Origin of the sequence: Myxococcus qinghaiensis, from assembly GCF_024198215.1 — a bacterium.
Lineage (GTDB): Bacteria > Myxococcota > Myxococcia > Myxococcales > Myxococcaceae > Myxococcus > Myxococcus qinghaiensis.
On the sequence record NZ_JAKCFA010000022.1, the window covers coordinates 107,608 to 121,543 of the forward strand.

9 protein-coding genes are annotated in these 13,936 nt (G+C 63.4%); 3 read left to right on the top strand and 6 right to left on the bottom strand.

The window, feature by feature from the left end; translation table 11 throughout:
- Positions 1–4: 4 nt before the first annotated feature.
- Positions 5–3,808 carry a xanthine dehydrogenase molybdopterin binding subunit gene (xdhB, locus tag LZ199_RS34155; protein WP_253997951.1) on the top strand — a complete coding sequence of 1,268 codons (3,804 nt, stop codon included), beginning with the start codon at positions 5–7 and terminating at the stop codon, positions 3,806–3,808.
- A 38-nt stretch (positions 3,809–3,846) separates the two neighbouring features.
- Positions 3,847–4,446 (top strand): bactofilin family protein, encoded by a 600-nt coding sequence (locus LZ199_RS34160; protein ID WP_253997952.1) that lies wholly within the window; start codon positions 3,847–3,849, stop codon positions 4,444–4,446.
- Between the two features lie 179 nt (positions 4,447–4,625).
- Here the strand turns inward: LZ199_RS34160 and LZ199_RS34165 are convergent, their stop codons facing one another.
- From LZ199_RS34165 to LZ199_RS34185, 5 genes are all read right to left on the bottom strand, one after another.
- Entirely contained in the window at positions 4,626–7,733 is a 3,108-nt protein-coding gene (locus tag LZ199_RS34165; protein WP_253997953.1) for a DEAD/DEAH box helicase, read from the bottom strand.
- Positions 7,720–8,490 (bottom strand): hypothetical protein, encoded by a 771-nt coding sequence (locus tag LZ199_RS34170; protein WP_253997954.1) that lies wholly within the window; start codon positions 8,488–8,490, stop codon positions 7,720–7,722. The genes LZ199_RS34165 and LZ199_RS34170 overlap by 14 nt, the downstream gene beginning before the upstream one ends.
- Before the next feature lie 663 nt (positions 8,491–9,153).
- Positions 9,154–10,143 (bottom strand): alpha/beta hydrolase family protein, encoded by a 990-nt coding sequence (locus tag LZ199_RS34175; RefSeq protein ID WP_253997955.1) that lies wholly within the window; start codon positions 10,141–10,143, stop codon positions 9,154–9,156.
- The gene (locus LZ199_RS46285) at positions 10,140–10,961 is read right to left on the bottom strand and encodes a serine aminopeptidase domain-containing protein (RefSeq protein WP_256569635.1); all 822 of its coding nucleotides are present in this window, start codon (positions 10,959–10,961) and stop codon (positions 10,140–10,142) included. Before LZ199_RS46285 ends, LZ199_RS34175 begins: the two co-directional genes overlap by 4 nt.
- 182 nt (positions 10,962–11,143) lie before the next feature.
- A complete protein-coding gene (locus LZ199_RS34185) occupies positions 11,144–12,136 on the bottom strand; it encodes an AraC family transcriptional regulator (RefSeq protein ID WP_253997956.1) in 993 nt (330 codons plus the stop codon).
- Positions 12,137–12,282: 146 nt separating this feature from the next.
- On the opposite strand from LZ199_RS34185, the gene LZ199_RS34190 reads away from it, so the two are divergent.
- Entirely contained in the window at positions 12,283–13,095 is an 813-nt protein-coding gene (locus LZ199_RS34190; RefSeq protein ID WP_253997957.1) for a class I SAM-dependent methyltransferase, read from the top strand.
- On the opposite strand, the gene LZ199_RS34195 is transcribed toward LZ199_RS34190, so the two are convergent.
- A complete protein-coding gene (locus LZ199_RS34195) occupies positions 13,092–13,901 on the bottom strand; it encodes a hypothetical protein (protein WP_253997958.1) in 810 nt (269 codons plus the stop codon). The genes LZ199_RS34190 and LZ199_RS34195 overlap by 4 nt on opposite strands.
- Positions 13,902–13,936: the final 35 nt, after the last annotated feature.

The window sequence follows — 13,936 nt, forward strand, 5'->3', positions numbered from 1 at the left end:
CACCATGTTCGAGTTCCGGCTCAACGGGACCCTGGTCCGCGTCGCGGACGTGTCGCCCAACACCACGCTGCTCGACTTCCTGCGCGCGCGAGGCGCCACGGGGACGAAGCAAGGCTGCGCCGAGGGAGACTGTGGCGCGTGCACCGTGGCGATGGTGGACCGCGACGCCCAGGGCAACCGCTGCCTGCGCGCGTTCAACAGCTGCATCACCCTGGTGCCCATGGTGGCCGGGCGCGAGGTGGTGACGGTGGAGGGCGTGGGCTCGCGCGAGAAGCCGCACCCCGTGCAGCAGGCGATGGTGAAGCACTACGGTTCGCAGTGTGGCTTCTGCACGCCGGGCTTCATCGTCTCCATGGCTGAGGCCTACTCGCGGCCGGAGGTCTGTACCCCCGAGGCGGTGGCGGACCAGCTCTGTGGAAACATCTGCCGCTGCACCGGCTACCGGCCCATCCGCGACGCGATGATGGAGGCGCTCGCGGCGCGTGACGCGGCGGTGGGCTTGCAGCCGCTGCCGGGCACGCCGCTCGGTGGCCCTGCTTCACCGGTGTCCGCGTTGAGCTACGAGGCCGGCGGCCAGAAGTTCCTGCGGCCCACGTCGTGGGAGGAGCTGCTGGCGCTGAAGGCCGCGCACCCGGAGGCGCTGCTCGTGGCGGGCGCCACGGAGCTGGGCGTGGACATCACCAAGAAGGCCCGGCGCTTTGCGTTCCTCATCTCCACCGAAGGCGTGGAGTCACTGCGCGCCATCCGCCGGGAAGCGGACGGCTGGTACGTGGGCGGCGCGGCGACGCTCGTGGACCTGGAGGACGCGCTCGGGAAGGACATTCCCGAGGTGGGGAAGATGCTCAACGTCTTCGCCTCGCGGCAGATCCGGCAGCGGGCCACGCTGTCCGGGAATCTCGTGACTGCGTCTCCGATTGGCGACCTGGCGCCGGTGCTGCTCGCGCTGGATGCTCGGATGGTCCTGTCGTCGGTGAAGGGCGAGCGGACGGTGGCGCTGTCGGACTTCTTCCTCGCGTACCGGAAGACGGCGCTCCAGGTGGATGAGGTGGTGCGCTTCATCGTCATTCCGCATGGGCCCTCTGAGGACAGTGGGCTCAAGCGCGTATCGGACGCGTTCAAGGTGTCCAAGCGGCGCGAGCTGGACATCAGCATCGTCGCCGCGGGCTTCTGCGTGGAGCTGGATGCGGGCGGCGTGGTGCGCACGGCGCGGCTCGGCTACGGCGGCGTGGCGGCCACTCCGATTCGCGCGCGGCGCACGGAGGAGCTGCTCGTTGGACAGCCGTGGACGCGGGAGACGATGGACAAGGTGCTGCCGGCGCTCGCGGGCGAGCTGTCACCCATCAGCGACTTGCGCGGGAGTGCTGAGTACCGACGCGGGCTCATCGTGAGCCTGTTCGAGAAGTTCTTCTCGGGGGAGCAGAGTCCCTCTCTGGACGCGGCGCCGGGCTTCCTCACGGGGGATGCCGAGGCTCCCTCGGACGCCAGCCGTGTGCTGCGGCATGAGAGCGCGCTGGGCCATGTGACAGGGGCCGCGAAGTACGTGGACGATGTGGCGCAGTCGCGGCCCATGCTGGAGGTGTGGCCGGTGTGCTCGCCGCATGCGCACGCTCGAATCCTGCGCAGGGATGCGACGGCCGCTCGGGCCCTGCCGGGCGTGGTGACGGTGCTGCTCGCGGAGGACATCCCGGGGATGAACGACACGGGGCCCATCCGCCACGACGAGCCGCTCCTGGCGAAAGACGAGGTGTTGTTCCACGGGCAGCTTGTCGCCGTGGTGGTGGGCGAGAGCATCGACGCGTGCCGCGAGGCCGCCAAGCAGGTGGTGGTGGAGTACGAGCCGCTGCCGGCCATCCTCACCGTGGAAGATGCGATGGCTCAGGGCAGCTACCACACCGAGCCGCACGTCATCCGGCGCGGCGACGTGGATGCGGCGCTCGCGGCGAGCCCGCGTCGGCTGTCGGGCACGGTGACGATGGGTGGGCAGGAGCACTTCTACCTGGAGACCCAGGCGGCCTTCGCCGAGAAGGGCGATGACGGCGACGTCACGGTGGTCTCCTCCACGCAGCACCCGTCCGAAGTGCAGGCGGTGATTTCCCACGTGCTGCACCTGCCGCGCAGTCGTGTGGTGGTGCAGTCCCCGCGCATGGGTGGCGGCTTCGGTGGCAAGGAGACGCAGGGCAACTCGCCCGCGGCCATTGTCGCGCTGGCGGCGTGGCACACGGGCAGGCCGGTACGGTGGATGATGGACCGGGACGTGGACATGATGGTGACGGGCAAGCGTCATCCGTTCCATGCCACGTTCGACGTGGGCTTCAACGAGCAGGGCAAGCTGCTCGCCCTGCGCGCGCAGCTCGTGTCGAATGCGGGCTGGTCGCTGGACTTGTCCGAGTCGATTACGGACCGCGCCCTCTTCCACCTGGACAATGCCTATTACATCCCGGCCATGAGCTACACGGGCCGCGTGGCGAAGACGCATCTGGTGTCCAACACGGCCTTCCGGGGCTTCGGTGGACCGCAGGGCATGCTGGTGGGCGAAGAGGTCCTCGACCGCGTGGCGCGCACGCTGGGATTGCCTCCGGAGGAGGTGCGCGAGCGCAACTTCTACCGGGGCACCGGCGAGACGAACACGACGCACTACGGCCAGGAACTGGAGGACGAGCGGCTTCCGCACCTGTGGCGTGAGCTGAAGGACTCGTCGGACTTCGCGCGTCGGCGCCGGGAGGTGGAGGAGTTCAACGCCGGCTCACCGCGCATCAAGCGCGGGCTCGCGATGACGCCGATGAAGTTCGGCATCTCCTTCACGGCGACGTTCCTGAATCAGGCGGGCGCGCTGGTGCATATGTATCGGGACGGCTCGGTGATGCTGTCGCACGGCGGCACGGAGATGGGCCAGGGCCTGCACACGAAGATTCAAGGCGTGGCCATGCGCGAGCTGGGGTTGCCGGCGGAAGCCATCCGGGTGGCGAAGACGGTGACGGACAAGGTGCCCAACACCTCCGCCACGGCGGCTTCGTCGGGCTCGGATTTGAATGGCGCGGCGGTGCGCGAGGCGTGCGTCACGCTGCGAGGGCGGCTGGCGCCGGTGGCCGTGAAGCTGCTGGCGGAGCGGCATGGGCGGACCGTGGCGCCGGAGGCCGTGGAGTTCCACGACGGGCGCGTGGGCGTGCGGGATGCGTCCGTGTCCTTCGCGGAGGTGGTGGACGCGGCATACATGGCGCGTGTGGGGCTCTCGGTGACGGGCTACTACCAGACGCCGGGCATCGGCTACGACAAGGCGAAGGGCCGAGGAAAGCCGTTCCTCTACTTCGCGTATGGCGCGGCGGTGACGGAGGTGGAAGTGGACGGACACACGGGCATGAAGCGGGTGCTCCGCGTGGACCTGCTGGAGGACGTGGGCGACTCGCTCAACCCGGGCGTGGACCGGGGACAGATTGAAGGCGGCTTCGTCCAGGGCATGGGCTGGCTGACGGGCGAAGACCTGCGCTGGGATGCGAAGGGACGGCTGCTCACGCACTCGGCCAGCACGTATCCGGTGCCGGCGTTTAGCGACGCGCCGGTGGACTTCCGAGTGCGGCTGCTGGAGCGGGCGCGGCAGCACAACACGATTCACGGCAGCAAGGCCGTGGGCGAGCCGCCGCTGATGCTGGCGTTGTCGGTGCGCGAAGCGCTGAGGGACGCGGTGGGCGCGTTCGGGGCTCCGGGCGGAGAGGTGGAGCTGGCCTCCCCTGCCACGCATGAGGCGCTGTTCCTGGCCATCCAGAAGCGCGAGGCCCGGAGCAAGGTGGAGTCGGGACTGGTCGCGGCTTAGCCTCCGGGCACCGATTCATCGAGGGACTTGGAGGTGACGTGGACACGCAGACACTGAAGTCCCTGAAGGCGAAGCTCCGCCCCGTTCAAGACGAGGACCTCGAGCAGATTCGTGACGAGGACATCGCTGGCGTCCTCAGCGGGGACAGTTGGGTTCACGAGGGAGACCTCGTGATTGAGGGAGACCTCAGCGTGACGGATGGAGCGCTGTTGGTCCTGGGTGACCTGACGGTGAGCGGCGAGGTCACGACGGACGAGACGGGTACGCTGGCGGTCACAGGTCAGCTCAAGGCTCATCACCTCTACCTGGAGGGCAACCTGGAGGTTCACGGGGACGCCACGCTCAGCGGTGTCGTCTACGGCTTCTACGAAGCGGGCATCTCCCGGGTCCACGGCAAGACGACCGCGAAGCTCGGCCTGATTGGCAATCACGACTGGTCTTGCGACAGCGAGCACTACGAAGTCGTCGGTCGCTTCAGCAACCACAGCAAGCTCGTGGAGGGAGACCCTGAAGCCATCCGCAAGCTCGTCGGCGACGCAGAGTTCGCCCAGCTCGCGCGCATGCTGGGGGTGAGCAAGGATGAGACCGCGGGCAAGTCAAACAGCGCCTGGGGACTGAGCCTCTTCCACCGGGTCTGACCTGGCCGCATCAGCCTTCTGCTCAGAACAGGGGGCGCTGTCAGACTTTGTCGAACCCGCACTAAAGATACCGCTTACTTCCAGGGCATTCTTGATTGCCTTATCAGCAATCAGCACAAACACCAAACACGCACACACCATACAAGTCAACTAAACCAACAATAATACACAAAGCCATCTCACAAATCCATCAATGCCTGAACAAGACCAATAACTTCCGAGCGACTCACCACACTCTCTATTCCCATACCAGTCGACGAGTCTCGCCCCAGAAGCTCCTGCAACCAGGACAAGAAGCCTTCCTGAAGAAAAGATGCTGGGCTAGCCGCTGCAATATACTCCCCCACCAAAGCATCGACCTTTGCACGATCAATTGGACATCGGCGTCGCAGAATCAGCGCAGATTCAGGATTTCGAATCCCAAACTCAACTCGAGTCGCCAAGGCAGAGAACTCCTCAGCCAATTCCGCGTTTCCCATAAAACTCGAAATGGACAGTCCTGCTCTCAGAACCCAACCCCACTGCTCGACAACGTAGCTACCGCAAAACACTGCGACCTGCTCCAAGACGTCCTCGAACCCCTCTGGTGGTTGACCAGTCTCCTCCTCCAACCAAGAACCAACCTGCGCCTTCACCTCCTTGTCCCGAAGCGTTAAGTACGCAATTTTCGACAAAGGCAATCCCGAAACCCACGCTAACAGAACAGCCTGGAAATTCTCTTCATTTACCGGAAATCCACGCCGTCCAACCGATCTGAACACATCCCCCGTCAACTCCTTCACATCTATTTTTCTTGCAACAAGCCTATCTGCTATTTCAGCCAACAACGACTCCCAGACAATCCCATGCCTCTGCCGTAGAACCTTCCCCTTCCTGGGTTCACCCACGGGCTGAAATCCCGCAGCCAGTCGAGACAACTCCAAACCAGATCGCGGCGAAAGCCCAGTCTGAACAACCTTAACCCCGAGAGGAGTGAGCGCCAGGGGACTATTCCTCACAAACAAGGGATAATCAGCAACACCCAACATGTCATCAATCAACTCTACAACAATCCCCTTCAACACCTGCCGAGCGTTGGAATCCTGCGCGGCAAGAAACGAGGAAACAAATGAATCCTCCTGCTCCTCACTGGGCTGAAAAGCATCGAGTTGCGCCGCAAACAAAGACTCCACAACTGGCACCACATCCTCTAGCGCCTTCGTCTGGACGGCAGCGAACTCCGACGAAAGAGCTCGAACAATCGACGACTCCATTCGAATGTCGGCCGGCCTTATATACAGTCGATAATACTCTCTCCGCCGATGCACGTAATTATTCGACGGCTCTCTCGTCGGAACGTCAACAATAACGGTATCCCCCTCCGCGAAAACACCCGCCCTGCCACATCGCCCTGCAATATTTCTAAACAACAGCGTCGGCAGAGGGCTCATCATCCCATATCTATACTGCTGCCAATTCGCAATCACCACAACTCGAAACGGGAGATCAACCCCCTCAGCCAGCGTCGTAGTCGACGCAACAACTCTGCACAACTGTTCCTCTATTGCACCCTCCACCCTCTCTCGAACCCAACTTGGGAGTGCAGCATTGTGATACGCCACGCCACGTCGCAAACACGTCTGTAGGCTATACAGGTGGGGGAACTTCTCAATAAGCTCTCTTGCAAGAACACTCAATCGGTGATCTTCATCCAGAGGAGAGAGTAGGTTTGCAATCTTCTCCGCAAGCTCCCTGCTCTCAGCCCGAGTCGAAGCCACAACTAATACCGGGGCATTTAATCTACCATGCTGCTCAACAACAACTGCAGCCACATTATCTCGAACGCCCTCTCGATGCCGCTTGAGCACATGGCTAAATTGCGAATTTGGCGATGCTTGAATTTGATTTGGAAATTCCGTACTGCCGGACCAATCCGGGATTGAGGCATCTGCATCCTCTCGCAGTCGCTCCCCAGGCGTATAATAATGAATCTCCCGATCAGGACCCGCAACCGCCAGTCGCCGGCCAGTTGGTCGCCAATCAGAACGAATCACTTGACTGGGGCTAACGGCAAGCCAGGAAGCGAGATTATCTGCCAAGGTCAAAACAGGTGACAGTGCAACGATTTTCGCCCTTTGCTCAACGGGCATCGATAGCAGCCTCGCGACAAGTCCTTCATAGCGAATCCCGCGAGCTCCTTGCTCCACCAAATGAAACTCATCAAAAACACAACACGCAATTTTTGACATTAACTGCGGTGAACTCCGGAGCAAGCTATCGAACGCCTCTGGCGTCGAAACGAGTAGCGTTTTGGAGCCAGCCCCAAATTCCAATGTTGACTCTAGATACCCACCTCGACGCATCTCGCAACGGATACCAACTCCGCCCAATCTACCTTGCATCCTCCGATGGAGCTGATCGGCAAGGGCACGATAGGGAGCCAAGTACACCCCAAGCGGCCGCTCTTCGGTTAATGCCCCAACAATAGCCAATTCCCCCAGGAGACTCTTCCCTGTACTTGTTGGAAGAAGAACAATCGAATTAGCTCGCCCTCTGACTAGTCCATCTACTTCAAGCGCCTTGACTTGAGTAGGAAAGAGGAGGGGCGAAACATCCCCAACAAGCGACTCTACATAAGAGTGATTTTCAAACCCCGCATCACTCAAACACCTAGCTGCACACAACTCGGAAAACCGTCGCTGCGCCATCTCCCAGAACAAAAACAAATACTGATCAAAATCCGGAAGAAACTGACCTTCGCGCGCATAGAACAACAAAAGACTGTCCGTAGCCTCTTGATGATCGACCTCATTTCCGCGCAAGAAATAACGCTTTAGAGCTCTTACATATTGAACCAAGCCCAGCAATGGACCAGGATCAAGATCACGAACACGACTTGCAATCAACCTCAGCACCCATCGCTCGAATGGACCAGCATTACCAGCCCCACCCTCAAGTGCCTTATTCGCATACACAGCAGCTGTCGAAAAATTTCCCGCAGCAGCAAAACCCACCGCAGCCAACGTAGCAAGCGAACGGGTAGCGTATTTGGCCTGAGCCCTGTATGAATTACCGGATGCCCTCGCCAAGAGACTCGCAGCAAGATCTTCTTTGCCATCAGCCTTAAAGAGGGCATCTACGCCAAGCGATGCAAAGTCCAAGTTTAAGCGAAGCAGATTATTCTCAGCCTCCTCCCAATTACCATCACTTGGCGACTGCAGTTTTCGATGCCACAGAGCAACATTCCGCTCAGTGTCATCCAGGCCTGCAGCCAGGCAAGCCTCTCTAAAACTCTCATTTAGGGCCATTCACAACCTCAGAAATAGCTTGCTTCAGCAGTGCCGAAAAACTTGGCGTCTCAATACACCTCAACATAACCTGCTGAGCGACCCAGCCGTCAGCCCTTAACAACCGAGAAAGTTCCTCAAATGCCTGTTGTCGCCGTTCTGATGCATTAGGCGCACTCTTGAGCTGTGAGCAAATAAGCAATCCCACAAGCGAAATTTTGGGGGAAGAAGCAGGATTCTTTCCAACTATATCCTTAACGACAGGGATTAAATCAGCGCGTCCCTTGTGATACTTAAGGCTCGATAGGACCCGTCCAACCCGACAAGCGAGACGGCCTTGAACTGCTCCTCTGAATAGGCTCTCGAAATCAGTCCGAAGACTAGATTTGACACCTGCGATCAGAGCAACTCCATCACCGATGCTCGATTTCACTTCAAAAACAAGGAGCTTGAGCTCGGCATCCGGAGTCAAGATCGCAAGAATGTCAATTCCCGGATCCGAAGAATTCCTCCATGGATTCTCCGCGTTGGGTGCCCAACTCCATGCGCGATCAAAGAGAAGCCAATGTTGTTCTCCGAGTTCCCACGCCAAAAACTCAGAGAGGTTCCCCTGGAGAGCATTGTCGAGGCCGGGAAGATTGGTCGGTATCTCAGACGACGGATGATTCTTCAACGCATTCGCCAACAATTGAGCTGCGCGTACGTTGTCCTCTACAACTTCAAGCTGCAACGACCCGCTAGGTTTACCTTTCAGTATTTCGCCAAACTTGCCGACCACCGAACCGCGTTGAGAAGGGCCAATCCGTTTAGGCGGCATGCATGAACTTTGACGTGGGGTTGTGTGCTCGTCTGCTATGGTAGCGAATCAAAGACGACACCTGCAACCCCCAATGATGAAGCCCAGGCCCATGCCGGGGTCGTTTAGACCCACTGACTTGCGTACGCTTAGTGGGAGGTGACGTCGAAAACCGTGGGTAGTGATTGCCTTCGCGAGAACCCGCCAAGCTGATGCTTCTACGTGAATTGGGATAGTACGTTCTGCCACGAATCCAGGGCGCTCTATTGCGCATAGGGTACAAATACCCGTTGTACCCTATGCGGAATCCTCGCTCTGAAAATCCTACAAAGCGGATATAGAGATCTGCATCGGATGTAACGCCAGGGACCACGGCTGCAACAGCGTGGGTAAATCCACACCATGACACCATGTGCAATTAGCCGGGCCAGGGCGTTGTCTGAAATGAGCGAGGCCGACCGGTCATCTTCCACTGACAGCCAATGCGCAATTTCGCTATTTACCTAGACTGGCTAAACATCACTGCAGACTGGGACGCTCGTGAGAAGGGCTGCGATAACATTATTGCGCAGTGGCCAGTTGAGTGCATACTCAGCGGCGGCTCCACCGCCCCATTGAAGAAGGGGTTCGCCAACCCGCGAGCCCTCAACTCACCACCCGCTCGGCCCCCGGACGCACAGCATCGGGAGGGACAGGCAGATGCGTGGTGTTCTCACCCGGGAAGCGCTCCGAGGCCCACTGTGACAGGTGGTCCACGGACGCCTCAATCGCGCCGCCCGTCGTGAAGATGTGATTGGTGCCCTTGAGCCGAATCCGCGACAGGTTCGGGTGCGGCAGGTCCGCCAGCGATGAACGATGGATGCGGTCGAAGAACACATCCCTCAACTTCCCCTCCGCCGTCAGAACCAGCACCGGCTGCCCGCGCTCCACCACGCGCTGCCACGCTCGCACCAGCGGCACGTTCGCCACCGCCGGTAACGAATCCCAGTCCATCAACAAGTCCAACAGTCGCTGCCGAGGGAACGGCACGTACTTGAACAGCCGCGCGTACTCGTTCTCCCGCGTCAGCATCCGCATCCAACCCCAGTACGAAAACAGCTTCGACGTCACCCGCTTCAATGACAGTCGCGAGTGCTCCGTCTCCACCGCCGTCCCCTCCCCGCCCACCGCCGCGGCTTCCTGCTCCGACAGGTAGAACTCCGGCTCGAACATGAACAGGCCGCGCACGCCCTCGGGCTCACGGTCCGCCAGGTACAGCGCCGTCGTCGCCGCCCCACACAGCCCGCCCATCAACATCCCCTCCAGCCCATGCCTCCGCTGGAGCTCCTCCCGCACGGCGCTCGCCACGTCCACGAAGCCGCCCTTGCACACGAGCTGGTACAGCTCCGACGTCATCTCCGGCAGCGGCCCATCCGAATCCCCCAACCCCGGCAGGTCCACGCGGAAACACGGGAACCCCTCCGCCGAGAGCCGGTCCGCCGCCTGCACCGACAGCCCCCCATGCCCCGAGCGCGGCACATGCCCCGGGTTCAGGAAGAGCACTCCCACGGAACGCCGGGGCACGGACGACGACGGAGGATGGAACGTCCCCCACAGCCGATGGCCCTTCACCTCGAGCTGGATCAGCTCCCTCATGACCGAGCCTCCTGGCCCACACCCGTCCCTGCGATGAACCCGAGCCCGTCCTCATAGAGCTCCGCCAGCTCCGGCAAGAGCCGGTTGCTCGTGGTCCAGAAGAACGGCCGGGGTGCCCGCACCGAACGACTCCTCCCCGGCGCCAGGTGGCGCTCCGCGGGGCGACCATCCAGGTGCACCACCCGCCACGGGCGCGCCTCGTCCTTCTCCGGAACGGCCAGCCCATACCCCTCCGAGCTGCGCCACAAGCCACGAGACCAGGGCAATCCCTCCACCTCCACGTGCCGCCCCGCCTCCAGCTCCGTCACGTAGTCCTCGCGCGAGCGCGCCTCCCCTCCCGTCCCCTCCAGGTTGTCCGCCGCCACCTTCCGGCGAAGCACTTCCATCAGGTGCGCCCGCCCCGACTCCGGCGGCTCCCACATCAGGAGCCCATCCACCCGCTCCGTCCGGAACACCCGCGCCGCGAGCAACGCACCGAGTCGAAGCCCATGCACCATCAATGGCACCCCAGGACTCACCCGACGCAGGTGCTCCAGGCCCGTGCGCAGGTCCTCTTCCCAGCGAGGAAACGTCATCTCGTCGAAGCGCCCCGTGCTCTCGCCAGAGCCCCGGTAGTCCAGCCGCAGCACCTCCACGCCCCTGGCCGCGAGGAAGCGCGCCCACCTCACCCACACGACGTAGCCGTGCGCACGCTCCAGCCCCAACGGCCCCGCGAGCAGCACCGCCGCCCGACGCTCCGTCAGCGCCCGGTGGTGAACGAAATAGAGCGAGTCCTCGCCCTGGGAGAGATACCCAGGTGACTCAGTCAATGCCGGCATGTGAGTGGTGAGTCCCCCGCCTTGATGTCGCGTGATGCTAGGAACGCGTCGCCAAGCGAGTCAAACAGTCGTTGTCACATCTGCAACCGCCGCGCGGTCACCCCTGACACGCCCTGACGCCAGACAGGACACACGCAAGGTCGGTCCCCAAGGACCCAGACGCGCGGAGCACACCGGCGGCATTACCGTGAAGCAGGGAGGTGCTCGCGGCGGAAGCGCTCGGGGCTCATTCCCCACCAGCGCTTGAAGGCGCGATGGAAGGCAGCCGGCTCCGCGTAGCCCAGCAGAAAGGAGACCTCCGCGATGGACATCCGCCGTCGCAGGTAGGTCCCCGAAAGCTCCCGGCGCAGGGCCTCGACGATGGCGGCATAGGACTCGCCCTCATCGGCCAGGCGACGCTGGAGCGTGCGGGGTGACATGCGCAGCGTCCTGGCCACCGCGGCGAACGAGGCGTCTCCGCCGGAGAGGGATTGGCGGACCTGCGCCCGCACCCGGTCCACCGTGGTGCTCACCACCGGAAGCCGCTCCAGCGCGCGCTGCACCTGACGCTCGAACATCGCGTGCAGCAGCGTGTCCGCGTGGATGAAGGGCCGCTGCGCATCCTCGTGAGTGAACTCGATGTCGCTGAACGGCGCGCCGAACTCCAGGGGACAGGCGAACAGGGCGTGGTGCTCGGACAGGTCCGCCGGGGCCGCGTGGACGAAGCGCACTCGCAAGGGGTTCACCGGCTCGCCCGTGAAGACTCTCACGCCGGTGACGAACTGGCTCAGCGCGGCCTCCGTCAGGTGCCGGTGCGCGGGCCGCCACGTCCCCACGGGCGTGAAGCGCATCCGCACGCCGCGCTCCGTGTCCTCCATCCGGAACCGCTCCCCGTCGCCCCAGACACGCTGGTAGCGGACGCCCCGCTCCATCGAGTCGCGCAACGTCGCGCTGGTGAGGACGACGAAGGTCGCCGGGTCATCCAGGTCCACCACGTCCACCCGGGCGATGTGCAGCCCCAGGTTCACGTCCCCGGACAACGCCTCCATCCGCTCCAGCAAGTCGTCCAGCACGGTGTAGGAGACGCGCAGCTCCGGGTCATCCAGGTCCGTCAGCCGCAGGCCGGTGGCGCGCTGGAGCGACTCCTCCACGGGCAGCCCGAGCCGGCTCGCGATGCGCAGGGCCTGACGAGCCATCCGAGCGGACAACGCAGGGGCGCCGCTCGAGGATGCGTTCGCCTTGGCCACGAGGGGAAACGCTAGCCGTGGGCTGGCGCGCGCGGCAAGCCGTTCTGGCGCTCCCTGTCACTGCGGCCCGGCCCCCACGGCGGCACCCTCCCCTCATGAATGACACCGCCACACCGGCCCACCCCACCGTGCCCCGTCTGCACCTGTTCGAGTTCATCGACCAGGACTGGTTCCCTCGCGCCCTGAGGAACCTGTCGACCGACTATCTCCACACCGTCAGCAGCCGGCTGGGCCTGTTCGACGGCGCCACGGAGGTGCTCGCCCGGGGCCTGCGCGCCTCGGGCAGCGACGAGCTGCTGGACCTGGGTTCCGGAGGACAAGGCCCCCTGCCCCGACTCAAGCGACTGCTCGCGGAGCAGCAGGGCGTGGACCCGCGCGTCCTGCTGTCGGACAAGTTCCCCAACGCCGAGGCCGCCGAGCGCGCGCGCCTGGAGGGTGTCACCTACCTGGAGCGCTCCGTCGACGCGCTGAAGGTGCCCGCTGACCTGCGCGGCATGCGCACCCTCTTCAGCGCGCTGCACCACTTCCGACCGGATGAGGCGCGCCAGGTGCTCGCGGACGCGCGAGACCAGGGCGTGCCCATCGCCGCCTTCGAGGCGGTGCGCCGCACGCCCGCGGGCATCTTCTCCATGCTGGTGGTGCCGCTGCTCGTGTTCCTCTTCACGCCGATGGTGCGCCCCGTGACGGCGCGACGGCTGCTGCTCACGTACGTGCTGCCCGTGTCGCCGCTGCTCATCTTCTGGGACGGACTGGTGTCCGCGCTGCGCGTGCATCACCCCCGGGAGCTGCGGGCGATGACGGAGGCCCTCGCGAAGGAGGGCTACACGTGGGAGGTCGGCGAGGTGAAGGCCCCGGGCAAGGCGGCCATCTCCTACGTGCTCGGCATGCCCACGCCGCGGGGGCGCTAGCGAATCTGCAACAGGATGGCGAGGACGATGAGGCCATTGAGCCCCAGGCCCACCGAGAGGTAGCCCCCGCTGGCGCGCGAGACGCCGGCGGCCATGTTGAGGTGGCCCACGTCCTCCAGGCACAGCTTCACGCCCGCCTCGCCGCCCAGGTTCAACAAGGTGTCCTGCCCCGAGCCCATGCCACCCACCATGGCCCGCGCATAGGGGACCACGAAGGGCGTGAGGTAGTGCTGATAGGCGGCGAAGCCATTGGCCTCCACCATCCCGTCATTTCCGCCCAACACCATGTTCGCGCCGAAGCCCAGCCGGCGGTCCATGAAGGCCATCGGCTGGAGGTTGAAGGACACCTCCAGGCCCGTGCCCATCTCGCTGCCCGTCCGCATGGCGAAGAGCACCTCCGTGTCGGGCTTGTTCATCGCGGGGGCCTCGTGCCGCAGCTGGGCCGCGGCCCGCAGGTCCACGGGCTGTCCCTTCGCTTCGCGCACGTCCGCCAGCGCCAGCGCGGCCTTCTCGTCTCCCGTGTCGTAGACCTTGGTGAGGGGAAGCTCGGCACCGACGAAGTCGCCGGACTCCTTGCGCAGCTGGCCCTCCGTCATGCAACTGGACAGGTCGCCTTCCGCGCACGACTTCGCGAAGGCCTCGATGGCGCGGGGACGGTCTCCCTCGCGCAGCAGCTTGGCGCCCCACTCCGGACAGGGCAGCACCGCGCCCTGCTCACACGAAGGCGGCGCCGAGTCCGCCCGGGGCGTGGTCGCGCACGCCGTCACCGCCACCGCACTCATCACCAGAAGCCACACCCGCATCATGTTCACCATTCAACCACGAGGTCCCCCCGCTCCGC